General features: G+C 50.7%; 22 protein-coding genes and 2 pseudogenes. 8 read left to right on the forward strand and 16 right to left on the reverse strand.

The window, feature by feature from the left end:
* On the reverse strand, positions 1 to 653 hold a 653-nt coding region (locus tag HMPREF0080_RS00365; RefSeq protein WP_006789063.1), incomplete at its 3' end, for a LysR family transcriptional regulator.
* A gap of 366 nt (positions 654 to 1019) precedes the next feature.
* Between HMPREF0080_RS00365 and HMPREF0080_RS00370 the strand changes: the two genes are divergently transcribed.
* The 4 genes from HMPREF0080_RS00370 (at position 1020) to aroD (ending at position 6036) form a co-directional block, all read left to right on the forward strand.
* Positions 1020 to 3026, forward strand: a complete 2007-nt coding sequence (locus HMPREF0080_RS00370; protein ID WP_006789064.1) for an FAD-dependent oxidoreductase — start codon at positions 1020 to 1022, stop codon at positions 3024 to 3026.
* A 124-nt stretch (positions 3027 to 3150) separates the two neighbouring features.
* A complete protein-coding gene (locus HMPREF0080_RS00375; RefSeq protein ID WP_006789065.1) occupies positions 3151 to 4029 on the forward strand; it encodes a shikimate dehydrogenase in 879 nt (292 codons plus the stop codon).
* Positions 4030 to 4064: 35 nt separating this feature from the next.
* Positions 4065 to 5267, forward strand: coding sequence for an MFS transporter (locus tag HMPREF0080_RS00380; protein ID WP_006789066.1), 1203 nt, complete (start codon positions 4065 to 4067; stop codon positions 5265 to 5267).
* Positions 5268 to 5289: 22 nt separating this feature from the next.
* Positions 5290 to 6036: a type I 3-dehydroquinate dehydratase gene (gene aroD, locus HMPREF0080_RS00385; protein WP_006789067.1), complete on the forward strand. Its 747-nt coding sequence runs from the start codon at positions 5290 to 5292 to the stop codon at positions 6034 to 6036.
* Positions 6037 to 6138: 102 nt separating this feature from the next.
* Here the strand turns inward: aroD and HMPREF0080_RS10345 are convergent, their stop codons facing one another.
* The 11 genes from HMPREF0080_RS10345 to aroF all read right to left on the reverse strand — a co-directional run bounded on the left by HMPREF0080_RS10345 (position 6139) and on the right by aroF (position 15113).
* The gene (locus HMPREF0080_RS10345) at positions 6139 to 6543 is read right to left on the reverse strand and encodes an MFS transporter (protein ID WP_006789068.1); all 405 of its coding nucleotides are present in this window, start codon (positions 6541 to 6543) and stop codon (positions 6139 to 6141) included.
* Positions 6537 to 7442: an MFS transporter gene (locus HMPREF0080_RS00390; protein WP_006789069.1), complete on the reverse strand. Its 906-nt coding sequence runs from the start codon at positions 7440 to 7442 to the stop codon at positions 6537 to 6539. Before HMPREF0080_RS00390 ends, HMPREF0080_RS10345 begins: the two co-directional genes overlap by 7 nt.
* Positions 7443 to 7580: 138 nt before the next feature.
* Complete coding sequence (locus HMPREF0080_RS00395; RefSeq protein WP_006789070.1) at positions 7581 to 8093, reverse strand: shikimate kinase; 513 nt, start codon at positions 8091 to 8093, stop codon at positions 7581 to 7583.
* Positions 8093 to 8917: a shikimate dehydrogenase family protein gene (locus HMPREF0080_RS00400; RefSeq protein ID WP_006789071.1), complete on the reverse strand. Its 825-nt coding sequence runs from the start codon at positions 8915 to 8917 to the stop codon at positions 8093 to 8095. Before HMPREF0080_RS00400 ends, HMPREF0080_RS00395 begins: the two co-directional genes overlap by 1 nt.
* Entirely contained in the window at positions 8914 to 9768 is an 855-nt protein-coding gene (gene pheA, locus HMPREF0080_RS00405; RefSeq protein WP_006789072.1) for a prephenate dehydratase, read from the reverse strand. The genes HMPREF0080_RS00400 and pheA overlap by 4 nt, the downstream gene beginning before the upstream one ends.
* Complete coding sequence (gene aroC, locus HMPREF0080_RS00410) at positions 9765 to 10859, reverse strand: chorismate synthase (protein WP_006789074.1); 1095 nt, start codon at positions 10857 to 10859, stop codon at positions 9765 to 9767. Before aroC ends, pheA begins: the two co-directional genes overlap by 4 nt.
* 2 nt (positions 10860 to 10861) lie before the next feature.
* The gene (locus HMPREF0080_RS11165) at positions 10862 to 11068 is read right to left on the reverse strand and encodes a hypothetical protein (protein WP_280959808.1); all 207 of its coding nucleotides are present in this window, start codon (positions 11066 to 11068) and stop codon (positions 10862 to 10864) included.
* Positions 10968 to 12149 (reverse strand): 3-phosphoshikimate 1-carboxyvinyltransferase, encoded by a 1182-nt coding sequence (locus tag HMPREF0080_RS00415; RefSeq protein ID WP_006789075.1) that lies wholly within the window; start codon positions 12147 to 12149, stop codon positions 10968 to 10970. Before HMPREF0080_RS00415 ends, HMPREF0080_RS11165 begins: the two co-directional genes overlap by 101 nt.
* Positions 12124 to 13212, reverse strand: coding sequence for a 3-dehydroquinate synthase (gene aroB, locus HMPREF0080_RS00420; protein WP_006789076.1), 1089 nt, complete (start codon positions 13210 to 13212; stop codon positions 12124 to 12126). The genes HMPREF0080_RS00415 and aroB overlap by 26 nt, the downstream gene beginning before the upstream one ends.
* Entirely contained in the window at positions 13193 to 14080 is an 888-nt protein-coding gene (locus HMPREF0080_RS00425; protein ID WP_006789078.1) for a prephenate dehydrogenase, read from the reverse strand. The genes aroB and HMPREF0080_RS00425 overlap by 20 nt, the downstream gene beginning before the upstream one ends.
* 13 nt (positions 14081 to 14093) lie before the next feature.
* Positions 14094 to 15113 carry a 3-deoxy-7-phosphoheptulonate synthase gene (aroF, locus tag HMPREF0080_RS00430; RefSeq protein ID WP_040346632.1) on the reverse strand — a complete coding sequence of 340 codons (1020 nt, stop codon included), beginning with the start codon at positions 15111 to 15113 and terminating at the stop codon, positions 14094 to 14096.
* Between the two features lie 1215 nt (positions 15114 to 16328).
* Here aroF and HMPREF0080_RS00435 point away from each other — a divergent pair.
* The 4 genes and pseudogenes from HMPREF0080_RS00435 (at position 16329) to HMPREF0080_RS00450 (ending at position 19203) form a co-directional block, all read left to right on the forward strand.
* Positions 16329 to 16841, forward strand: a complete 513-nt coding sequence (locus HMPREF0080_RS00435) for a hypothetical protein (RefSeq protein WP_006789085.1) — start codon at positions 16329 to 16331, stop codon at positions 16839 to 16841.
* An 18-nt stretch (positions 16842 to 16859) separates the two neighbouring features.
* Positions 16860 to 17525: pseudogene (locus HMPREF0080_RS11170) on the forward strand (FAD-dependent oxidoreductase); the annotation flags it as partial.
* 14 nt (positions 17526 to 17539) lie between these two features.
* Entirely contained in the window at positions 17540 to 18484 is a 945-nt protein-coding gene (locus tag HMPREF0080_RS11175) for an FAD-binding protein (protein ID WP_280959809.1), read from the forward strand.
* Positions 18481 to 19203, forward strand: coding sequence for a 2Fe-2S iron-sulfur cluster-binding protein (locus HMPREF0080_RS00450; RefSeq protein ID WP_006789088.1), 723 nt, complete (start codon positions 18481 to 18483; stop codon positions 19201 to 19203). Before HMPREF0080_RS11175 ends, HMPREF0080_RS00450 begins: the two co-directional genes overlap by 4 nt.
* An 80-nt stretch (positions 19204 to 19283) precedes the next feature.
* Here the strand turns inward: HMPREF0080_RS00450 and HMPREF0080_RS00455 are convergent.
* The 4 genes and pseudogenes from HMPREF0080_RS00455 to carB all read right to left on the reverse strand — a co-directional run bounded on the left by HMPREF0080_RS00455 (position 19284) and on the right by carB (position 25703).
* Positions 19284 to 20453, reverse strand: a pseudogene (locus HMPREF0080_RS00455) (aminotransferase class III-fold pyridoxal phosphate-dependent enzyme).
* Complete coding sequence (gene argB / locus HMPREF0080_RS00460; RefSeq protein WP_156795260.1) at positions 20453 to 21337, reverse strand: acetylglutamate kinase; 885 nt, start codon at positions 21335 to 21337, stop codon at positions 20453 to 20455. The pseudogene HMPREF0080_RS00455 and the gene argB overlap by 1 nt, the downstream one beginning before the upstream one ends.
* 26 nt (positions 21338 to 21363) lie before the next feature.
* Positions 21364 to 22311, reverse strand: coding sequence for an N-acetyl-gamma-glutamyl-phosphate reductase (gene argC, locus HMPREF0080_RS00465; protein ID WP_006789093.1), 948 nt, complete (start codon positions 22309 to 22311; stop codon positions 21364 to 21366).
* 194 nt (positions 22312 to 22505) lie between these two features.
* The gene (gene carB, locus HMPREF0080_RS00470; protein WP_006789094.1) at positions 22506 to 25703 is read right to left on the reverse strand and encodes a carbamoyl-phosphate synthase large subunit; all 3198 of its coding nucleotides are present in this window, start codon (positions 25701 to 25703) and stop codon (positions 22506 to 22508) included.
* Between the last annotated feature and the right edge of the window lies 1 nt (position 25704).

The following is a 25704-nucleotide window of genomic DNA, read 5'->3' on the forward strand; positions in this document are numbered from 1 at the left end:
CGGGGATGAGCGTCAGCACGCGTTAACAGTTCCACCACCATGGCATGCATGCCGCTGCTCTGCTGAAAATCAATAAAAGGATAGGGTTCTATTTCTTTCAAAGATACGGAAGCCCGTTTCCCCAAGGGATGTCCTTTAGGGACCACCAGGACCAGGCGCTCTTCTACAATAGGGTAAAACATGATCTCCGGCTCGTCTACAACGGAGGAACAAAAAATAATATCCGTCTTTTCTTCCTTTAAGCTCCTGATCAGCTCCCGTGTCGTTCCCTGTGTAAAATCGAATTCTATTTCTTCGTTCCCCTCCGTATTATGGAACTGGGTAATCATTTCAGGAACTATCGTGTATCCCATCGTATAAACGAAGCCTAAATTAATACGCCCTTTATCGGGACGCGTATAGGCTTTCATTACTTGCACGCCTTTAGTCAGCTCCTCCAACGATTTGGTAACGTACGGATAAAACATCTTACCGTATTTAGTAAGAAATATATTACGCCCCCGTTTTTCAAAAAGGTGGACGCCCATTTCTTTTTCTAAATCACGAATCGCCCTGTTTAAACTGGGTTCCGTAACATAAAGCTGCTCCGCAGCTTTGCGGTAATGCTCCGTTTCGGCAAGGACGGTAAAATATTGAAGCTGCTTTAAATTCATAATTTTATACCTCCGGTAACAACGACTTTACAAAAATGCCGTCACTTGATAGCATTTATGCCTTACTTCAATAGTCTTCATCTATTGATATCTGTGTATCTCCCTTAAAGTATCCTCCCCTGTTCAAGCCGGTCGGAAGGCATTTCCGCCGTTTTCAATATTCTTGATATGTCCGAAAGTAGATTTACTTACTAAAAACAGACCTTGCATGCACATAGGGTATCACAATTAATAGTTTTTTTAAACAAAAACATTCAAAATAAAAGTATTGTTGTTGATTTTCTATCCCCGTATAATAGTCCCAACAGGCACAGTTAGTTCTGTTTTTCACTTTTGTTTTTTTGGACTGTAAGGAGGTTCTCCTATATGACCACGCAATTCCCGCATATTTTCGAACCCTTCACGGTAAAACGCACGACCTTCAGAAACCGTGTTATTATGCCGCCTATGGGCTCCAACTACGCTACGTTTTCAGGTGAAGTTTCAGAGGAAATGAAAAACTACTACGGCCTTCGTGCCAAAGGCGGCACGGCTTTAATTACAGTTGAAAACGCCTGTATTGATTATCCTTTGGCTACAAACGGTACAAAGCAGCTCCGTATCGACAGCAAGCAGTTCATGCCCGGCCTGTTTGAATTAACCGAGCGCATTCACAAATACGGCGCGCTGGCCTCCATCCAGCTGAACCATGCAGGCGCCTCCGCTTACCCGGAACGTCTCGGCGGCTTACAGTCCGTATCCTCTTCTTCCGTTCCTTCCAAGGCAGGCAATCCGGCGCCGCGTCCGTTAACCCGGCGCGAAATCCTGAACATCGTCGACAAATATGCCGAAGCGGCAGAACGGGCAATCGGTGCGGGTTTCGATATGGTTGAGATCCATGGCGGCCACTCCTATTTATTAGACCAGTTCCTTTCTCCTCTTTACAACAAGAGGACGGACGAATTCGGCGGTTCTTATGAAAACAGAGCCCGCTTCGCCCGTCTCGTCATCGAAGCGGTACGGGCCAAGGTAGGTAAATGGACGCGCGTTTCTTTCCGTATCTCTGCCGATGAATTCATAGAAGGCGGCAATACGCTGGAAGATACTTTGAAACTTCTCGAATACATTATTCCTGAAGTTGATATCATTAATGTTTCCGCCGCTGTAAACGACTCCATCCAATATCAGATTGATAAATGCGATCTTCCCGATGCATGGAGAGCTTATCTTTCCGAAGCGGTTAAGAAAAAATTCGGCAAACCCGTAATCCTTTCCGGCAATATCCGCGATCCGAAAATCGCCGATGAAGTCATTGCCGCGGGCAAAACGGACTTCCTCGCAATCGGCCGCGGCCTTATTGCCGATCCGGATTGGTGTAATAAGGCGCAGCACGGTCGAACGGACTGTATCCGTAAGTGTATCAGCTGTAACATCGGCTGCGCCGATCACCGCATTGCCAAATCCAAACCGATCCGCTGTACAGTTAATCCCGCCGTTATTGAAGGGGAAGCATATAAGCGCACGAAGATCACGCGCCCCTTGCACGTCGTCGTCATCGGCGCCGGTACCGGCGGCCTGGAAACGGCCTGCACGGCGGCGGAAATCGGTTGCAGCGTCACGGTTTTGGAAAAGCGCAACGAAGTAGGCGGTATGGCACGTCGAATTGCCCGCTTCCCCGAAAAATCCCGAATTGAAGATTTTCCGGCATACCTTGAAAAACGCGCGGCCGCTTTGCCTAACCTGGAAATCCGCATGAACACGAAGGCTACCGAAGAACTCCTGGAAGAATTGAATCCGGATATCCTCTACGCGGCAACCGGTTCCGTACCGATGCTGCCGCCTATCGAAGGCCTCCGCGAATTAACGGATGCAAAAGATTCAAAAATCCGCTCCATCGAAGGATTCATGTCCGCCATTCCATATTATGAAGCCAACGCGGCGGGAAAAAATGTCGTCATCATCGGTGCCGGCGCCGTAGGCCTGGACGTTATGGAATTCTTCGCCCTCCGCAAAGCGCACGTGACCGTCATCGAAATGATGCCCGCCTTCGGGAAAGACCTTGATGTCGTTTCCAAATCGACATTTAAGGACTTATTGGCAACTCACCCCGTCGACATGCATCTCGGCACGGCACTGCAGAAGGTCTGCCCCGACAAATTTGTTGCGGCGAAAGACGGCACAGAAAGCGAATACCCCTTTGATTTCGGTTTTATCTGCATGGGCCTGGTACCGGATATTCCGAAAGACAATCCGTTTGAAACATATGCCCGTAAAAAAGGCATTCCCTTCAACAATATCGGCAACAGCCGCAAAACCGGCCAGATTATGCACGGCACGGAACTGGGCCGGGACATTATCAATACAATTGACGCCATCGGCGGCTTCGATTTATAATTTTATCCGCGGCGGAGATTCTCTCGAATCTCCGCTTGACGGACGGGTTCACCGGTATTTTCATACCGCGTAAAGTGAAAATTCACACATATATATTAAATTGATTCAACAGGAGGAATGTATTATGGGTAAAATCGCAATTACAGAACGTGTTACAGGTCATACCGAATTAATCGGCCTCATCGCCTATCCGATTCGTCACAGCATGTCTCCGACAATGCACAACGAAGCCTTCAAAAAATTAGGACTCGACTATGTGTATGTCTGCTTTGAAGTGGATAACTCCACATTGGAGGATACGGTAAAGGGGCTGCGTGCCATGAAAGTCCGCGGCTGGAACGTATCCATGCCGAACAAAGGACCTATTACGCGCTACCTGGATAAACTTTCACCCGTTTCTCAAATCGTCGGGGCCTGCAATACGGTCGTTAACGACAACGGTGTGCTTACCGGCACGATTACGGACGGTACGGGTGCAATGCAGTCGTTAAAAGAAGAAGGTGTCGACTATGTAGGCGGGAAAATGACAGTTGTCGGCGCCGGCGGGGCCGCTACCGCCATTATCGTCCAGGCGGCGCTCGACGGAGCTAAGGAAATCACCGTTTTCAACCGTCGGGATGAATTTTTCCCGAAAGCCGAAAAAGTAGTCGCTCAGTTAAATGACCGTACCGATTGCAAAGTCACCTTATACGATCTTGCCGACCATGAAAATCTTAAACGCGAGCTCGACAGCAGTGATATTTATATTGACGGCACGTCCTGCGGCATGAAGCCTCTTGAAGACGTAGTCGCCATTCCCGATAAGTCGTATCTCCATAAAGAACTCATCGTTATGGATACAGTATATGCGCCGCGTGAAACAAAACTGATGAGATGGGCCGAAGAAGTCGGCTGCCATACTTTCAACGGTCTCGGCATGATGCTCTATCAGGGCGCGGCCGCTTTCAAACTCTGGACCGGCAAAGATATGCCCGTTGACTATATTAAAGATATTTTATTCTAATTTCGTTGCAAAGACATAAAAAGAGAGGTATTACTATGGAACAAACCCGCTCGTATCGTCCCTTATGCCTGAGTTTGTACTTGAACTACTTCGTACACGGCATCGGCGTGCTCATTCTTGCCCAAAATATGGACGCCTTAGCGGCGCGCTGGGGCAGCCTCGCCGATGTTATGAGCGTTATCGGCATGCTCGGTATCGGACGCCTTATCGTCCTCTTCGTTTCCGGCAAGCTTTCCGATAAATACGGCCGCAAACCGTTCGTACTTCTCGGTATGATTACATATATTGCCTTTTTCATCGGCATTCTGCTCAGCCCGACAACGGCGGTAGCCTGCGTGTTCGGTATTCTTGCCGGCATTGCCAATTCCTTCCTGGACGCGGGCACCTATCCGGCACTTATTGAATCATATCCCGAAAGCGCCAGCACCGTGACGGTTCTTTTGAAAGCATTCATCTCTGCCGGCCAGTTTCTCCTACCGCTCTTTATCGGCGTACTCGTTGCCATGAATGCCTGGTACGGCTGGTCTTTCATCATTGCCGCCGTCATCCTTGCAGTCAACTTCCTCATTATGCTGAAGATGACCTATCCGTCTATGGACCAGGTTCAAAAATCGGCCAACTCGTCCGGAGAAGCCGTCGAAGACGTACCGAAATCAAAATGGTATATTGAAGGCATCTGCTTCGTCCTTTACGGGTATATTTCCCAGGCGACCTTCTATCTGATCAGTCAATGGCTGACAAAATACGGCGCCGCCGTCGCTCAAATGGGCGATATGGCCGCCCGTTCACTCATGAGCTACTATTCTGTCGGCTCCTTGGCCTGCGTATTCTTTACGGCATTCATTACAAAAAAGGGAGTACAGTCTATTACGCTTCTCGTCGTCTATACACTTATTTCTACCCTGGCAATCAGCGGTCTTTATTACTATCCATCGACGGCGCTCGCCCCGATTCTTTCCGCCGTTGTCGGTTTCTCCGCGGCCGGCGGCGTAATGCAGCTCGGTCTCGTCATGATGACGGAAATGTTCCCCAAAGGCAAGGGCACGATGACCGGTATCTTCTACACAACCGGCTCTATCGCCTCCTTTACAATTCCCGTCATAACGGGCCGTATGGCAGACAGCGGTATCAACTCCATTATGGGGCTTGACGCAGGCATCGCTCTTGCCGGCTTCATCGTCGCCTGCATCATTTATGTCCGCTACAATAGTGTTATAAAAGTAAAAAAAGCAGTTTAACTAAAATACGGAGGTTTTAACCATGATTACAATCGGTAATGTCCGCCTGGATAACGGTATTCCTAAAATTTGCGTTCCCATCGTCGGCGTCGACCCGGCTGAACTCACACAGGAATGCCGCTATCTTCGGGATAAAATATATGACGTAGTCGAATTGCGTATCGACTTTTTAAGTGACGTGGAAAATCTTGACGCCGTCGGTGACGCACTCGACGAGGTCCGCAAAGAATTACCCGACAGCGCGCTCCTTTTCACGTTCCGCACGAAAGAAGAAGGCGGTGAAACGAACGTATCGGAAGACTACTACTTTGAACTCATCCGCTATGCCGTCAACAGCGGCCGGGTCGACGCCGTCGATGTGGAATATTTCCGCAGCGCCGCCAAAATAAAAGAAACGGTTGAACTCGCCAATAAGGCGGGTGTAACGGTTGTGATGAGCAATCACGACTTCGAAAAAACACCGTCTTTCACCGAGATATCCGATCGCCTTATCGGCATGAAAGAACGCGGCGCCGACGTTGCCAAACTGGCCTGCATGCCCCGGTCGGCAAAAGACGTGCTCACGCTTCTTTCAGCAACGGAAAACGTTAAATCCCTCTATCCGGACGAGCCGCTCATCACTATGTCTATGGGAAAACTCGGGGCCGTCAGCCGCATCAGCGGTGAAATATTCGGCTCGGCCATGACCTTCGGCTCGGCAAAGAAAGCTTCCGCACCCGGTCAGATTGAGGTTACGGCCTTACAGAAAATTCTTGAAATTCTCCATTAAAACCGCAAAAAGACCTTGCAACCGCATTAGACGTTGCAAGGTCTTTTTTATTGCGTCTACTCACTGCTGTATTACACGACCGAAAATATGCGTCTGCCCGTTTTATTCGGTTCTCTTCGATTCAATGCGGTGAATGTCACCGACAATAAAAACAAAAGAAAATACGCCGAGAGCCGCAATGCAAGCAACAAAGATCATCGCGCCCACAAACGACCCGGTAGTCTGAACGATGATACCGATAGCGATAGGCGTAATAATACCGGCGAGATTACCGACAAAGTTGAACACGCCGCCGGCAAGTCCTACAGAATCGGCCGGAGCCATGTCGCCGACTGTACTCCAAATGATGGCCGCCATCCCCTGCCCGAAAAAGGCGATTGCCATAATCGCGATTACCGCATGAAAAGAATCGACATAATTGGCCGTCATAATCGTCATGGAGCAAAGAAGACCGCATATAACCGGCGTTTTCCGAGCCTTCGACAGGGACGCGCCCCGCTTCAGCATATGATCGGACCACCAGCCGCCGAGGAGCACGCCGCAAAGCGCGCCATATAGGGAATGACCGCATAGATCCCGGCTTTCAGCATAGGCATTTGTTTTGCAACAATAAGGTACGTCGGGAACCACGTGAGGAAAAAAAACATGGTGCTCGTATTGGCGAACTGTCCCAAATAAACACCGATGAGCTGCCGATGTTTAAAAAGCTCTGCAATCTGTGCCCGCGAAATATGCTGCGCCGCACGGGCCTTTTCGGCAAGGCCGCCGCCTGCGCGGATGTAATCCAGTTCCGCCCGGCTCACTTCTTTGCATTCACCGGGATCCCTGTATGCACGGTACCAGATAACGCTGACAATAACGCCGATAAATCCGGTTACATAAAAAATTTCCTGCCAACCGTAATTTTCCAAAATCCAAAACAGCACAGGCGTTAAAAAGGCAAGGCCTATAAACTCTCCGGCCGTATAGACAGACGTTGCCGTGGCACGTTCCTTATCGGGGAACCAGGCGGCGACAACACGGCTGTTTGTCGGGAATGCGGGGGCTTCAGCGGCGCCGATGGCAAGCCGTATGCCGAAAAGGGACGCGAAGTTTCTGCCGAAGCCCATGACTACAGTAAAAGCGGACCAGAAAAAGAGCGACAGCGTATACGATATGCGCGAACCGAAGCGCTCCAAAAACCAACCGCCGGGGATCTGCATCAGGCCGTAAGACCAGGAAAAAGCGGAGAAGAGAAACCCCATAGCGGCCGCATCAAATCCCAAATCGGCGCTCATACTCGGCGCCGCCACCGCCATATTAGTACGATCCAAATAATTAATAGCAGTCAAAATAAACAGCAGTAACAACATAAACCAGCGCTTCTTCGTTCGTCCGTCTTTTTCTGTCATCCGTACTTCCGCCATAACGGGTCCCCCTTTAAAGGTATACTGAAACAATTACCTGTACCCGTCCATTATATACCATTTTTTCTGTAAATAAGCAGCCGCCGTATATCAAAGTAACATACACCGCAATTCAGGCTGCAAATTATTCAGTACCCGTTATCTGTATTCTAAGACACGCTTCACAAGCCGCGTCAACTGTCCCGAAACTTCTTCAATCGTTTGATGATTGGCCATCTTATAATCTGCCGATGCATTATACGTATCGATCCGTTCGCGGTAAAGATCAAAGACCTTCTGAGGACCGTCTTTTAAAAGAGGGCGTTTGGATACATCCACATCAGCGGCGATATCGGCAGGATCTCTGTCGAGAAAAATGATAATCCCGTTTTCCTTGTAAATAGCAATATTTTCCGGCCGCTTTACCACGCCGCCGCCGGTCGCCACGACGATTCCTTCCTTACAAGCCAGCGCCCGCGCCGTCCTCGTTTCGGCGTCGCGGAAACAGTCTTCGCTGACGGCAAAAAGCTCTTTTATCGTCTTTCCTTCCGTTTCTTCCAGATACGTATCGGCATCGTAAAATTCCCGTCCCAATTCCTCGGCCAGGGCCGCACCGAATGTCGTTTTCCCGCTTCCGGGCATCCCGATAATGATAATATTCCTGTCTTTCATTACATAAAATCCTCCATTTCCCGGGCCAGCTGTTCAACAACTGAAAACTCGATTTCCCGGTCCAGCCAGATTTCTTCCGAACCGATAGCCTGGGCTACGAGCATATACATGCCGTTCAACGTACACGCACCGTGCTTCTTTCCATATTGCAGGAAAAGAGTATCTCTGGGGTTATAAATCAAATCGACGACGGCGCCGTATTCCCCGACAACGGCTTCATTCACGGGCGAGGCATCACTGTCGGGATACATGCCGACAGGCGTGCAATTGACAATGACATCGCCGCCCGGATGGCGGTTCAATTCGTTATAATCGATGATATCCGCAATCGTATGATGCATAAAGTTGTCAAAATCCGGTTTGGAATGGGGCCGTCTGGATACTACCGTAATGGCAGCCGCCCCGTTATCCGTCAAGTATTGCGTAATCGCTCTGGCCGCACCGCCTGATCCGAGTACGGTACAGGTCCTGCCCTTTACGGCAATGCCGGCGTGTTCCAGTGAGCGTCCGAAACCGATATAATCCGTATTGTAACCGAAGCAGCCGTCCTCGCGAATATGAATGGTATTTACCGCGCCAATCCGGCGCGCTTCTTCGGAAATTTCCGTCAAATGCGGCATAACGTCCAATTTATAAGGAATGGTCACATTCATACCTGTGTACTCATTCGCCAATACCTTCAATTCATTCGGTATATCATTGCGATCCATTTCCAACAAGCCGTATTCCATATCATCGGAAATGTCAAGCATTCTGAACAAGCGTTTGTGAATTTCCGGCGAAGCGCTGTGCCCCAGTTTTCCTCCGATAAGACCTAATTTCATGTTACCATTCCTCCCTTGGCTGACGGGTAATTACCCAGAATTTTAAGGTACTTGCAATGTCTTTTTAATTCTTCCACGGCCTCTGCCGTACCCACTTCATCAAGACTGCCGGTCACGTCAATATGAAAGGAGTATTCGAAAGGGCGTCCCGGTATAGGCCGTGACTCCAGATGCGTCATATTCATATGCCTGTGAAAAAAATGCCCCAATACGTGATAAAGCGCACCCGGAACATGTTCCGTAATAACTACGACAGTAAGCTTGTCTTTACGTACTGCGGCACAATCCGCCGCCGAGATAATAATAAAACGGGTATAATTCGTTTTATTCGCCGCAATGTCCGGGACGAGAATTTTCAGCCCGTACAGCTCCGCCGCCTGCTCACCCGCAATGGCGGCTGCCGTTTTGGATCGTTTCGCGGCCACTTCGCCGGCACTTTGAGCCGTGCTGAAATACGTATGTAAACGCCATTCCGGGTGTTTTCGCAGAAAATCATAACATTGCGCGAACCCCTGAGGATGTGAATACACTTCTTCTATATCGCTCAATGCCGCTTCTTTAAGACCGAGCAACTGATGCTGCACACGGATGTATTCTTCGCCGACAAGGCGGCACTCATAGCGCCAGACAAGGTCATATACCTCGGCAATACCGCCGGTAGACGAGTTTTCTACCGGCAGGACCCCGTACGTGCGTTCTCCCGAAGCAACGGCCCGGACGAGGTCTTCAAAATGATCGTAATACATGACACGGCCCACGTCGTTAAAATGCCGGCGCATAGCCGCATCACTGTAAGAACCGGGAGCGCCGAAACAGCCCAGCGTATACGGGTTCCTGCCGTTGTCGGTCATGTATATCTCCCTCCCTGCGTGAGGAGTATGTCTAAAATCGTCCAGGCGGCGGCATTTTCGATAACCGGCACGGCGCGTTGTACAATACACGGATCATGGCGGCCCTTTATAATCAGTTTGGCATTCTTTTTATCGTCCGTATCAACAGTGTCCTGTTCTTTGCCGATGGAAGCGGCGGCCTTAATCACGGTGCGGAAAAGAACGGGCATGCCGTTGGTAATACCGCCGTTAATACCGCCGTTATGGTTGCTTTTCGTCCTGACGGTCCCGTCCGCATCATAATACATCGCATCGTTACTTACGGAGCCTCTCATGGCGGCAAGAGCGAAGCCGTCACCGAAAGAAAGTCCCTTGACGGCCGGAACGGCAAAGAGCATGCGTGCAAGACCGCTTTCGACGGAATCAAAGAGAGGATCACCGTACCCGGCAGGAAGCCCCGTTATCATCGCTTCGATACAGCCGCCGACAGAATCGCTATCCTCTTTGGCGGCTGTGATGACTTCCGCCATACGCCCTGCCTGCGGTTTATCCAGAACGGGCAGCGTTTCTCGTGTCAGCCTCTCAAAGACGGCCGGTTCCTCCCCCAACGGATTAAACGGGCGATCCGCAACTTTCTCTATCTGTAAAATATGAGCCCCCACACGGATACCGCGCCGTGCCAGAATTTGTTTTGCCACGGCTCCGGCAAATACAATCGGTGCCGTCAACCGGCCGGAAAAATGACCGCCGCCGCGATAATCGTTATAGCCGCCGTAACGGATTTTCCCCGTATAATCGGCATGGCCCGGACGCATGAGATGACGTAAATCATCATAATCTCCGGAACGGACATCGCTGTTGGCAATCATAACGGCCAGCGGAGTACCTGTCGTATGCCCGTTGCAGTAACCGCTTTGCACGGCAAAATCATCACCTTCGGCACGGGGCGTGGACATGCTGTTCTTTCCGGGAGCGCGTCTTGCCATTTCCCGCCTTACTTCATCCCAATCGACAGTTTCTCCCGGCGGTAAACCGTCAAGGACTGCGCCGACCGATACGCCGTGTGATTCACCGTATACTGTTAATTTAAGATTTTCACCGATTGTATTCATCGTTATATACCTTCTTCCGTTACCGCGCCGCCGAGCGCTTTGAAATCCTGCCAAAACGAGGGATACGATTTATCTACACTTTCAGCGCCTTCAATAATAACCGGCCCGTCACACCGCTGTGCCGCAATTGCTAAGGCCATGGCAATACGGTGGTCGTTCCAGGCGGAAACACGGCCGCCCGTAAGACGGGCAGCGCCTTCTATGACCAACCCGTCCTCTTTTTCCCTTATCGTTGCGCCCAGCTTGGTCAGCTCCGTCTTGCGCATGCAGGCGGTCGCATTCCTTGAGGCGGACGCGTTTAGCATTGACAATTCTCGTAATACCCCTGCTGAAAGCGCCCAGTACGGCCAGGACCGGCACGAGATCCGGACAGTCCTCCACATCAACGGTACGTCCTTCCGTTCGCGACGGTACAGCCCGCAGATCGCTTCCGTCACGCTCGATCCGGCCTCGCATAGACTCGATAAAAGAAATGATCGCCCGATCGCCTTGCAGCGTATGAGACCCCAGTCCCTTCAGCGTGACGGGAGCGCCGATTATTCCCGCCGCAAGCCAGAACGCGGCCTGCGAATAATCCCCTTCAAGCGTATATTCTCCCGGCCTGTACCGTTGATTGCCGCGTATAAGCCACTGCCCTTCCCGTTCCTTTTCCACATATACACCGTGCCTCCTAAGACACTCTAGCGTAATGTTAATGTAACTCTCAGATTCGACAGCCGTCGTACTGCGCAAGACGGAATCACCGGACAACAGCGGTAAAATCATGAGAAGTCCCGTAAAAAACTGGGAACTCACATTGCCTGCCAGCTCGTATATTCCCGCCTTCAACAGGCCCTGAACGGTTAAGGGAAGAGAATCCTTTCCTTTTTTATAAAAAATCCCCTTTTGCTCGAACATCCGTAAAAACGGTTCGAGAGGCCTTTCTTTTAACCGTCCGCGCCCTGTAAAGGTCACTTCCTTCCCGGTCAGAAGGCCGACGGGAATGAGAAAGCGGACAGTCGATCCGGATTCGCCGCAATCGGCCCGGAGCGTATCCTTCGATGCGTTTAAGCCGCCCGCTACGGCAACGGCCAACCGACCGTCGGACGATGTTTCGAGAATATTTACGGCTGCACCGAATTCACGGAGCACGCTGGCCGTCGCTTCCAAATCCCGGGAAGGGGTCATGTTGCGAATAATACTTTTTCCGTCGGTTAAAGCGGCACAAATTAACGCCCTGTGCCCTGCACTTTTCGACGACGGAACAACGACGGTTCCGTTCAGTTTATTCGGTGTCAGCACTAAATTCATCGTATAAGCCCCTTTGTAAATACATCTCTATATCACTTAAATCCGCAGGAAGAAGTTTACCCTGTCCGATCCTCGTGATAATTGCCAGCGTTACACGCCCGCTTCGTCGTTTTTTATCACGTCTGACATAAGGCAGTACATCTTTATCCGCAGCCTGCGTCTCAACAGGCAGGCCGTATTTTTTCAAAAGTTTTTTCAAACGCCCCGTCGTTCCCGCATCGGTCAGCCCTCTTGCTTCCGTTCCGGCAGTTATCCGTACCATGCCTATAGCGACAGCCTCGCCGTGCATATAATGTTTAAATTCGTAGTATTTTTCCACCGCATGTCCGAAAGTATGCCCGAAATTTAACAGCATGCGCTCTCCCTTGTCGAAAACATCGCCTGCCACAATGTCGGCCTTGGCCTGTACGCAGCGGAAAATGATATCTTCCCACGCAAGTGTGTCAAAACAGTTCTTTTCAAGAATTTCAAAAAGCTCTCCGTCACGGATACAGCCGTATTTAATAACTTCTCCCATGCCGTCGCGTCGGCATCGGTCCGGCAGGGTCCGCAACAAGTCCGGATCAATAATCACGGCTTTCGGCTGATAAAAGCTGCCCGCCTGGTTCTTGCCGCTTTCAAGATCGATACCGACCTTGCCGCCGACACTGCTGTCCACCTGGGCGATAACGGATGTCGCCACTTGAATATACGGCACTCCCCGCAGATAAGTAGCCGCCGCAAACCCGCCGAGGTCACCGCTGACACCGCCGCCGAAGGTGATAATCGTATCGTCCCGTGTGACGTCAAGGTCTGCAAGGCTGCCGTACAGCCGGGAAAGAGCCGCAAGATTTTTTCCTTCTTCTCCCGGCGGCAGGACAATAAAATGCGGTGCCGTACCGGAATCAGTGAAAATGCGTGAAAGCCTGCCGCCGTAGAATCCGAAAAGATTCTCATCCGTAATAACGACAGCTTTTCCGGTACCAAGAATCGGCTTCGCCAGATCCGGCAGTTCTTTTATTATAGCTGAACCTATATGTACGGGATACGTGTCTTTTTCCGTTTTAACCGTTACGGTCCGCATGAATCAATCTCCTTCTGCGTTTGGCCGCTTCCGACAGGAACGCGTATAAACGCGCTTCATCTTTATTTTGTAACGCATTTTCCATTTCCGATAAAGCCGTACGGAAATGTTCTATTTCCGTCAATAAACTTTTTCTGTCGCTCAGAAGCAGCTTTGTCCACAGCGGCGCGTTAATATCGGCTACGCGCGTACCGTCACGAAAACTGCCGGCAATAAAACACTTCATTTCGTCATTCATGGAAGCGCTGTTCACCAAAGTTGTCGCCAATACGTGAGGCAGACAGCTCGTATAGGCAATACGCCTGTCGTGCTCCGCCGCCGTAACAATACTTACATGTCCGCATCCCAACGCCTTCGCCAGGGATTTGATAAGTCGGATGCTTTCCTGTCCGGATCGTTTTGACGGGACGATGATATAGTTGGCGCCTTCAAAAACAGCCGCATCCGCCATTTCATAACCGCACCCCTCACGGCCTGCCATAGGGTGACCCGGTACATAGTCGACATATTCCGGCAAAACGGCTTCCACCTCTTCGGCGGAACCGCCTTTGATACCGATAATATCCGTGGCAATCTGTCCCGGACGGAAGAAGCTTCGGTTCACTTTCATGAACTCTATCATATCGTGAAGGGGCAGACAAAAGATGAGCAAGGCCGCTTCCGCAAGCACTGCATTTCCTTTTGCATATCCCGCGTCGATAACCTTGTCTGCAAGCGCCGCCGCCAAGGTTTCTTCGTTGACATCATAAGCGATAATTCTATGTGCGCCTATCTGGCGCAGCCGCCCGGCAAAAGAGCCGCCCATTACCCCGAGACCGATCACTGCGATTGTACTGTCCCGTAAAAATCGTGTGCTGTCCATTTCCATTCTCTCGCCTTCCTTATACGGCCCTGCCCACAAGCGGGGCAAGATTCCGCAAATCTTTCATCAGCTCCTCGAACACGGCCGGCGTTATCGACTGAGCGCCGTCGCACAGCGCCTTGTCGGGATCATTATGCACTTCTATCATCAGTCCGTCCGCGCCTACCGCTATGGCGGCTTTGGCAAGATCAGCCACCATCCAGCGTTTGCCGGCGGCATGACTCGGGTCGACGACAACCGGCAGATGGCTCAGCTTTTTTACGGCCAGGACAGCGCTGAGATCCAAGGTGTTGCGCGTATATGTTTCAAAAGTACGGATGCCCCGTTCGCAGAGAATGACGTTACTGTTGCCTTCAGACATAATATATTCCGCCGACATGAGCCATTCTTCAATGGTCGCGCTGAGACCGCGTTTCAAAAGGATTGGCTTGTTCGTCCTCCCCAGCGCTTTAAGAAGATCGAAGTTCTGCATATTCCGTGCTCCCACCTGAATGAGGTCTATATCTTCTTTAAGAAAAAGATCCAGTTTATCGGCAGACATGATTTCCGTAACGACAGGCAGCCTTGCTTTCTTGCCGGCAGCCAAAAGCATATCCAGGCCGGAATCGCCCAGTCCCTGGAACGCATAAGGCGATGTCCGCGGTTTAAAGGCGCCGCCGCGCAGCATGACCGCACCGGCAGCACGAACATCGCAGGCGACACCCGTAATCTGATCGGCTGTCTCAATAGAGCAGGGGCCTGCAATAACCGCAATCTTCCTGCCGCCTACGGGAACACCGCCAACATGGACAATCGTATTTTCCGGATGGAAAGCTCTGCTTGCCCGCTTATAAGGAGTCTTGACGGCAATAACATCTTCCACATAGTCAAGCGCAGCCATTTTCTCGGTATCAACCGCTTGCGTGTCTCCGACGATGCCGATAACCGTTTTATCCGCAGTTTTCCGGACATCTGCAGTAGTCAAGCCCTGCCTGTTCAATCCCGTAATGATCTCTCTGATTTTTTCGTCTGATATACCTTCCTTCGCAATGATGACCATAGTTTCCTCTCCCTCCGCGTAAATAAAAAAGCAGGCCCTCATGAGCCTGCTCAAGTATCATTGAAAAATAGATTGTCAAACAGAAAAACTATGCATAAACTGCGCGAATCATTCCATTCGATTGAACCCGTCTCATGTCGTTTACTATGCAATTGAATTTGTCGTACCAAAAGTAGCCGACGCTATAAAAATAATAGCCCCAGCCAAAATATGCAGCAACATATTCAATTGTCTGTAATAACATAGACAATTCGTTCATTTGAAAAACCCTCTCATCAATTAAGTAATGATTGACGTTATTGTACCGTTCTGAAAGATACTTGTCAATAGGTAAAATACATATTAATAAATACCATGTAAAACGCAAATGAGTTTATCACACATATCGCATACTATTTCTATGGAGGTACGCTATGAGCAAGATAATACTGATTATGACTGAAAAAACAAGTATAGGACTATTAAAAACTGCGTGGATAATAACGGGAATAAAACACAAGCGGCCATGCATCGGGGTGTTCTCTACGTACAATATATCGTCATATCCACGACCGTCAAACCCGTGGCGGACGTTATTTTTCTCACGATAATCAGGTCCATAGACCGGCCGCCGCGATTCGGGATATCCTGATTACTCTCTGCAATACCTACACAATATTAAAAATATGACCGCTTATCCCCTAAAGCCCCTGCCTGCCAACAACCGGGAATTTCCTTACGATCCGGCTATTCGCCCAGGCGGACTTTTCCCCTGAATTTGAGCAAGATCATCTTGAAAAACCCAAATCATCATACATTCCAACTATGCACCGTCCATGGAAACACGATACGCTTTTCGCTCTTTGAAAACGACAGGACACGAACATTTTTACCATTACTGTTATATTTGATAAATTTATTGTGGTCAAATATACGAACACCATGTGCTGTCAACGGGATTTACGGGTTCTCTTCCCGTTTGACACGGCTTTCCCCTACCTTTTATAATTAAGTCATACTATTCTTAACAGTAACCCCGGCTTGATTGAGGATGAGAGATATGTGCCCGGAAAAAAAAATACCTTTCAAAGACGCACACAGTATACTATACAGGCTCGGTCTGATTGCGGCCGCATGTCTCATTATCACGGCCTGTGCCGCCTTTTACGCGGAATTGCCGAAATTACCCGTTATCCGGGCAGTGGACGACTTCTCAAGCCCTACGAGGTCACACCGATGAGAACAGTCCAACGCATCACCGCAACCATTCTCCTCATCCTTTTTATCCTGCACGGTATTCTCGGCGCCACATCAATGACAGGCATCAGCAATATCGGTCTCTATCCCATGCTTATCGCTTTTTTACTCTTCCTGGGCCTGCATATTCTCTGCGGCCTGTATTATGTTATCCGCTCCTTAAAAGGACCGGGAAAACACTACTTTAAGCTGAACAGAAAACTGTGGTTACGCCGCATCAGCGGTCTTCTCCTTTTGGTGCTGGCCCTCTGCCACGCATATTTGTTCCGTTTCCTTACGGGCCTGGATTTTCAAATTCAACTGGCCCTGTACACGGCAGTTAATATACTGCTTCTACTGGTCACATATATTCACATCCGCTATAATGTGGACGCGTATATTATTGCTCACGGCGCACAGCATTATCACCGCCGCGTTGTCGATCTGCTTGTTTTTTTATCCGTTTTCTTCGCTTACTTCACTTTTGCGAATCTCTATTTTTATTTCTCCTGACTAAGGACGCTGAATCTCTTGCAACCCGTTATTATCGGTGCCGGCATCGCCGGCATGAGTGCGGCCCTGCACTTGGCTCAAAAAAATATTCCGGTCACTCTCGTCGCCCCCTATCCGTCCGTGCGGAGTCAGTCTGTCATGGCCGAAGGGGGTATTAATGCGGCTATCGGTCCCGACGACAGTCCTTCCCTCCACTTCAGGGATACATGGGAAAGCGGTTGCCGCCTCGCCAACATAAAGGCGGTCCATCATCTTACCGACAGGGCGCCCGAAGTAATCGGTGAATTACAACATTTGGCAATGGCGTTTACACTCGGCGCAGACGGAAAACCGGCGCTCCGTCCCTTCGGCGGGCAAAGCGTGAACCGCACGGCCCACGCCGATTCGACGACAGGCAAACAACTGGTGACGGCGCTTATCTACGAATTGCGCCGATACGAAGAGGAAGGACTGGTCAACAGACTGACCGGTTTCTTTTTCCTTGATATTGACCTTGACGAGGGAAACGTTCGCGGGGTCCTGCTGTATAATCGAAACCGTAAAAAAACAGTGTATATCCGCACCTCACAGCTGATAATTGCCGCCGGCGGGCTGAACGGCCTCTTCGGCAATACGACGGGGTCCGTTGCCAATACAGGCGATGTGACGGCGCGCCTCTTCACACGCGGTGTTACCGTTGCCAACGCCGAACTCGTACAATATCACCCGACAACCTTCCGGCGGCCCGGCAAAAATATGCTTATTTCCGAAGCCGTGCGCGGTGCAGGCGGGCGTCTGTTTACGGAAATCGGCGGAAAACGGCTTACTTTATGGAAGAGAAATTCGGTCCCAAAGGAAATCTCCAACCGCGGGACGTCGTATCCAGAGAAGAATACCGCGTCGTCCGCGATCTGGGCGGGGAGATCTTCCTTGACTGTACGGGCATACCGAAGGATACGTTTATTACCTCCCTTTCGGGATTTGCCGGAGACTGCCGCGAATATTTCAATATCGATCCGACAACAACGCCTTTGCCCGTGCGGTACGGGATCCACTATTTTATGGGCGGCATCTACACGGACCCCTCCCACCGGACGAGTGTCGGGGGCTTGTACAGCGCCGGCGAGAATGCCTGCCAATACCACGGCGCCAATCGTCTCGGCGGCAACTCTCTTTTAGGAGCCTACTTCGGCGGCCTTGTCGCCGCGGAAACAATCGCGTCTTGTGCGGGCAGCCGGAAAACGGGAACGGCGGAGATCAGCGAGACCGCTCCCTTGATCTGCGAAAAAAAACTGCATACCTGCGTGAACCGGCCCGGAGCATATGCGCAAACCGTACAGCGCCTGCAGGAGGCCATGCAGGAAGCGCTGGCCATTTCGCGCGATGCCGCCGGTCTCCGGAAAGGATTGGACACAGTCAAAAAGTTGCAAAACGACTTTGCCGATACGTACGATCCCTATGCGGCCCCGGATGAAAATATGCTCCTGCCGAGCCGCCTCATTTTAGCGGAAGCCCTTATCAAAGGCGCATCGGACCGCAAGGAAAGCCGCGGCGCGCATAACCGCAGCGATTATCCCGAACGAAACGAAGCCTATGAGAAGACGCATCTTTATTCTTACTATGACGGTGCCGTCCACCTCTCCTGGCGGGAGGAAAACACATGATCACTATCCGTATAAAGCGCCGTAAATCGGCCGCCGCCCCAATATATGAAGAAGTATTTTACTATAACGGCGACGAAACCGTAACGGTTGCCGACTTCCTGACAAATATAAATAAAGAGATCTCCCTGCGCGAGTGTGAAACCGGCAGAACAACAACGCCCATTGACTGGGAATGCGGCTGCCTTGAAGGCAAATGCGGCGCCTGTGCCATGGTCATTAACGGCGTACCGCGGCTTGCATGCCGCGCCTTTCTGAAAGACACGGCCAAAAAAGGACATATCTGCCTGGAACCGTTGAGCAAGTTCCCCCTCATCCGGGATCTGAAAGTCGACAGGCAAATCATCTTTGAGACCCTGCGTAAACATAAACTCTGGACGGAAAATGCCGTCGTCAACGACGATACGGAAACAAGACACCTTATTTATCAGGCGGGGCAGTGCCTTGAATGCGGCTGCTGCTTGGAAGTATGTCCCAATTATAAAGGGCCGTCACTGCAAGCCGGCAGAGAAAACGCCTTTCCCGGCCCCCTCTTTGCCGCCGAAACGTACAGGGCGGACAGAACCGGCGGCGATACATTCCACCGCTCCGAACTGAAGGTGCTTTACAAAGATCTCTTCTACAACACCTGTGATAATTCGCTGGCCTGCAGGGACGTGTGCCCGGCCGGGCTTCCGTTGGACGAAATGCAGGCCCGGCTTAACAGTAAAAAACGAACCTAAAAAAGGAGATGTACCGAAAAAACGGGTGCATCTCCTTTTCCGTTGCATTTCGTTCAGTTGAGACCGCCGGGGCCCTTCACTTATTCCGACAAGACATCCTTTAAGATGCTGACGCCTCTTTTCATGATTTCCGCCGGAATATTGAGAGGCGGCAAGATCCTGATAAGGTCATGCGCCGTCAGTACGAGCAGCCCCTTATCAAGGCATTTTTGAATGACTTCTCCCAAATCCGCGGTCGTTTTCACGCCGATCATCATGCCCAGACCTGTCACGTATTCGACAGTACCGCACTTCATCAGTTCCGTTCTGATGTATTCTCCTTTTTCCTTGACTTGTGCCAGCAGCTTGTCATCGATCCGATCGATAATGTTGCATGCCCCGGCCGTACAAATAGGATTGCCGCCGAAAGTCGAGCCGTGACTGTGGCTGTCCAGCGTATGTTCGCACGTGGACGCAAACATGGTCACGCCAAGAGGCAAGCCGCCGCCGATACCCTTTGCCGTAGAAACGATATCCGGCCTGATACCGTAATTCATATACGCATAGAGTTCGCCCGTTCTGCCGTTACCGCTCTGTATTTCATCAAGGACGATAAGCATATCGTGTGTTTTCGCGTACGCCGCCACGTTACGGACAAAATCCGGGTCGAGAGCTTTAACGCCGCCTTCACCCTGAACGAGTTCCATCATAACGGCACAGGCATTATGTTTTTCCGCAAGGGTTTTAACGGATTCAAAATCATCGGCATCAGCAAAGACAAAGCCTTCCGTAAAGGGGCCGAAATCCTTATGGAGCTCTTCCTGCCCCGTTGCCGACAAGGTCGTCAGGGTTCTGCCGTGAAAACTTTTTTTCAGACAAACGCGTATTTATCTGCCGTCACCGTATTTGTCGTGAGAATATTTACGAGCCCCTTTAATGGCACACTCATTGGCTTCCGCACCGGAGTTGCAAAAAAACACCTTTTTCATCCCCGTCCGCATACATAATTTTTCCGCCAGAAGTGCTTGCGGCTGCGTGATATAGACATTGGATATATGGCTCAGTTTATTAAGCTGAGTTATAACGGCATTTTTCCACTCGTCATCACAGAGGCCGAAAATATTGACGGCAATACCGGCACTGAAATCAATATATTCTTTACCGTTTACATCATAAATAAGCGAGCCTTTGCCGTGATCAAAAGGCACGCCGATCCTGTTATACACATTGGCAACATATTCTTTATCCAGCAATGCGAAATCCTTAGCCATTATACTAATCCCCCTATCATTTCACTGTTATGAACAAACATGGTACCCAGGCCCTCTTCCGTTAAAAGCTCAATGAGGATGGCATGGGGAACGGTGCCGTTAATGATAAATACGCGTTTGACACCTGCCGCCACGGCGTCGGTACAACAGGTAACCTTGGGAACCATACCGCCCGCAATGACTCCGTCCGCCTGCAACTGTGCCGCTTCCGCCAGGGTCAGTGTTTTAATCAGCGAACCGGGGTCGGCCGCATCGGCAAGAACGCCGTCTATATTCGTCAGGGAAAGCATGCATTCCGCATGGAGCGCCCCCGCGATTTTCGCCGACGCCGTATCGGCATTGATATTATACGCCCGGCCGTGCGTATCCGTGCCGATAGTGGAAATAACCGGTATATATCCTTTTTCCAAATTGTCACGGATAAGGGAAACATCAACGGAAACGATTTCTCCGACAAGGCCCAGTTCTTCACTTTGCTTCTTCACTTTGATCATCTGGCCGTCAAGACCGCACAGGCCGACAGCTTTGCCGCCGGTCATGCCGATAAGATTGACCAGATCTTTATTGACCTGTCCGGCCAGAACCATTTGTACGATTTTCATCGTCTCTTCATCAGTCACGCGCAGGCCGTTCAGGAATTTCGACTCTTTTCCGACTTTATTGAGAATTTCCTGAATATGCGGCCCGCCGCCGTGGACGAGAACAACATTGACGCCGATAAGGCGCAAAAGCACTAAATCCCCCATGACGGACTCCTGCAGCGTTTCGTCCGTCATGGCGTTACCGCCGTATTTTACGACAATTGTTTTATTATTATACTTCTGTATATACGGCAATGCGTTTACCAGTATTTGTGCTTTCTGTGCGTTTGTCACATGTGCCAGATTCATACATATCCCCCGTTTCGAGTTTACCCGTGCAGCACCAGGCCCGTTGCCGGATCGAGGCCCAGCATAATATTCATATACTCAATAGCGGCTCCCGACGCCCCTTTGCCGAGATTGTCAAACAGTACCGTCACGACAATGCGCTCATCATTGCCGGTGACAAAGATATCCATATCATCGTACCCGGACAGGCTGTTTGCTGCCAGGAAACCTCCTTTATCCTCACCTGCGGCATGTACATGCACGAAAGGGCTGCCGTCATAATGAGCTGCCAGGACGTCCCGTACTTCGGCAAGTCCGACTTTTTCCCCGAAAAGATGCGTGAAAACAGGTACGGCCACCTCCATACCGCTGTAATAGTCGTCCACAACCGGTAAAAAAACAGGTTCCCGCTGCAGCTTGCAGACAGTAACAATCTCCTGCAAATGTTTATGGTTCTGCGTCAGACCGTACTGGCGGGGAGCCGAAAGCTCCGCCGGTTTTTCCCCGCTTTCATACTTGGCGATCATCTTTTTCCCGCCGCCGCTGTACCCGGTAAGAGAAAAGGCCGACAGCGGATAGTCTCCTCCCATGAGTCCGGCCTCCGTCAGCGGCCGGACTGCCGCAATGACGCCGCTGGCATGGCAACCGGGGTTGGCAAGGCGTTTTGTCTTACTGATCGCTTCAAACTGTTGTCCCGATAATTCGGCAAACCCGTATGTCCATGCCGGATCGGAACGATGCGCCGTCGAAGTGTCAATGATCCGGACATTCGTACCGTCCGCCAAAGCAACCGCTTCGACGGCCGCCGCGTCAGGCAGGCAAAGGAAAACTATATCCGCAGCTTCCATGCATCTTTTTACGGCTGCCGTTTTTTTCCGCTCCGCCGGATCGATACCTATGAGTTCAATATCCGGACGCGCCTGTAAGCGTTTATGAATCCGTAATCCCGTAGTCCCTTCATGTCCGTCGATAAAAACCTTCGTGCCCATCGTTTTCACTCCTGTTTATATATTGGCAATCGCACTTTTATACATTATTTATGGATATTTTATTATTTCATTCATTATATTCTTCCCGCCCGCATGATGTCAAGTATATATTCACATTTTTTAAATATTATTTCATTTATGCATACAAAAAGGCAAGACACCAAAGGGTATCTTGCCTTTTACAAGGGAATTGTTTATTTATAATCTTGCAATGCGGCTACACGATGATAACCGTCGCCCCTGCCCTTATCGGCAAAAACGCGCAGTACTTCACGCGCCGTATCCAGTGAAGTCAGGCACGGCACAGCCAATTCTACAGCCATGCGGCGAAGAGTAAAGCCGTCCCGCTCAGGGCGCTTGCCGAAGGTAAGTGTATTGACGACGAGATCGATCTTGCCGCCTCTGATAAGCGTGGCAATATTCTGACCGGTTTCGTGAATCTTGCGCACAATCTCGACATTCATGCCGCGCTCATTGAAATATCGGCCGGTTCCCGCCGTGGCAATGACACGATATCCCAAATCACGGAATCCTTCAGCCAAAATCAGGGCCTCTTCTTTATCGCGATCCGCTACGGTAAGAAGAATCGTACCGCCTGCGGGGATACGCATTTTAGCGCCGCTTACGGCCTTATAAAGCGCTTCCGAATACGTCTTGCCAATGCCCATGACTTCACCGGTAGATTTCATTTCCGGACCGAGAGCGATTTCGGCAAGGCCGATTTTACTGAATGAGAATACGGGAGCCTTTGCCGCCACATAGTCTCTTGCCGGCAACAGACCGCTGCCGTAACCGAGATTTTTCAGCGTATCGCCCAGGGCGATACGCGTTGCGATCTCCACCATGGGAATACGCGTGACCTTGCTGAGGAACGGCACCGTCCGGCTGGAACGGGGATTGACTTCAATAATATACAGCCTGTTTCCGGCAACGACAAACTGGATATTGACGCTGCCCTTTACTTGCAGTTCCAAGGCGATACGTGTCGTATAATCGACAATCTGTTCTACCGTCTCGTCACTGAGCCGCTGCGGCGGATATACGGCAATGGAGTCGCCGGAGTGGACGCCTGCCCGCTCCACCTGTTCCATAATACCCGGAATAAAGACATCCGTCCCGTCGGCGACGGCATCAACTTCAATTTCACGGCCGACCATGTACTCGTCAATGAGAATCGGATGATCCGGTGAGGCGATAACGGCTTCACGAAGGTACCGCTCCAATTCACTTTCCGTATAAACGATCTCCATCGCCCTGCCGCCCAACACATACGACGGGCGGACAATGAGAGGGAATTCCAGTGCCGAGGCAACACGCATGGCTTCCTTGTCACTGGTTGCAATACGGCCCGCCGGACGGGGAATATTGAGCTTTGTCAGGAGGTCGTCAAATTTCTCTCTGTCTTCGGCACGGTCCATACCGGCGACGGATGTTCCCAGCACCGTCACGCCTCTGGCGGCCAGAGGCGCAGCCAGGTTAACGGCCGTCTGACCGCCGAACTGACAAATGACTCCGAGCGGTTTTTCCTTATCAATAACGGCCATAACATCCTCCACCGTGAGCGGCTCAAAGTAGAGGCTGTCCGAGGTATCAAAGTCGGTACTGACCGTTTCCGGATTGTTGTTAATAATGATACTGTTCATACCGGCTTTGCGGAGGGCCCATGCGGAATGAACGGAACAATAGTCGAATTCGATACCCTGGCCGATACGGATCGGACCGGAGCCGATGACGACGACACTCTTGTCCCCGAGAGGTTTGACCTCGTCTTCCGAGGCATAGCACGAGTAATAGTACGGTGTTTCCGCTTCAAATTCGGCGGAGCACGTATCAACCATCTTGAAGGTCGGCAAAATACCCGCTCCGATGCGGTAGGCCCGCACTTCATCTTCCGTTTTACCGGTAAACCCGCCGATAACGGCGTCAGGCATGCTGTACTTCTTGGCAAGACGAACATTTTCCTTATTCAATCCGTTTTTCTTGAGATTTTCCTCAAGATCGACAATGCCTTTTAATTTATTGAGAAACCACATGTCATAGCCTGTAATGAAATGAATTTTTTCAGTACTGATGCCCATGCGAAGCGCCTGCGTTACAACGAAAATACGTTCGTCATCCTGGCGTTGCAGGCGTTCGACAATGTCGATAAGAGACTTGTTTTCAAGACTTTTGAGGGAAAGATAGGCAGTCCCGATTTCCAGGGAGCGTACCGCTTTCAGGACAGCGCCTTCAAAAGTGCGATCAACAGCCATGACTTCGCCCGTCGCTTTCATCTGCGTCCCTAAAGTACGGTCGGCAAGAGCAAATTTTTCAAAAGGCCACCGGGGAAACTTGACGACACAATAGTCGAGTGTCGGCTCAAAACATGCCGTCGTCTTACCTGTTACGGAATTGGGGATTTCATCAAGCGTAAGTCCTGTCGCCACCTTTGCGGCAACTTTGGCAATAGGATACCCCGTCGCCTTGGAGGCAAGGGCGGACGAGCGGCTGACACGGGGATTCACTTCAATAACATAGTATCTGTTGCTGTTCGGATCGAGAGCGTACTGCACGTTGCAGCCGCCTTCGATTTTGAGGCGGCGGATAATATCCACCGACGCCGTGCGCAGGAGCTGATACTGCAGGTCATTCAAGGTCTGGCTCGGCGCCACGACGATGGAATCGCCCGTATGGACCCCGACGGGATCAATGTTCTCCATATTACAAATGATTACACAATTATCCGCCTTATCGCGCATAACTTCATATTCGACTTCTTTCCAGCCGGCAACGGACCGTTCCACGAGGATCTGATTGATCGGGCTGAGTTTGATGCCGCGCGCGGCAATCATGAAGAGCTCTTCTTCGTCATGAGCAATGCCGCCGCCTGTACCGCCCAGGGTATAAGCCGGTCGGACGATAACCGGATAGCCGATAGTATCCGCGAAGTCGACCGCAGCCTGCACTTCCTCGAAAATATCGCTTTCCGGTACGGGCTGATTAATGTCTTTCATCGCTTCTTTAAAGCGCTCACGGTCTTCCGCTTCTTTAACGGCACTGAGCTTCGTGCCCAACAAACGCACCTTGTATTTATTCAAAATGCCGTTGTCAGCCAATTCGACAGCCATATTCAGGCCCACCTGACCGCCCAGTGTCGCCAAGATACCGTCAGGACGCTCTTTTTCGATAACCCCTGTTACATAGTCAAGCGTGATCGGTTCGATATACACACGGTCGGCAATATCTTCATCCGTCATAATCGTCGCCGGATTGCTGTTGATTAAAACTACTTCCAGGCCTTCTTCCTTTAAGGCCCGGCATGCCTGCGTGCCCGCATAGTCGAACTCGGCGGCCTGACCGATAATAATCGGACCCGAACCGATCACGAGAATTTTCTTTAACTTTTCCGCCATT

The organism is Megasphaera geminata F0357, assembly GCF_000239275.1.
GTDB lineage: Bacteria > Bacillota > Negativicutes > Veillonellales > Megasphaeraceae > Megasphaera > Megasphaera geminata.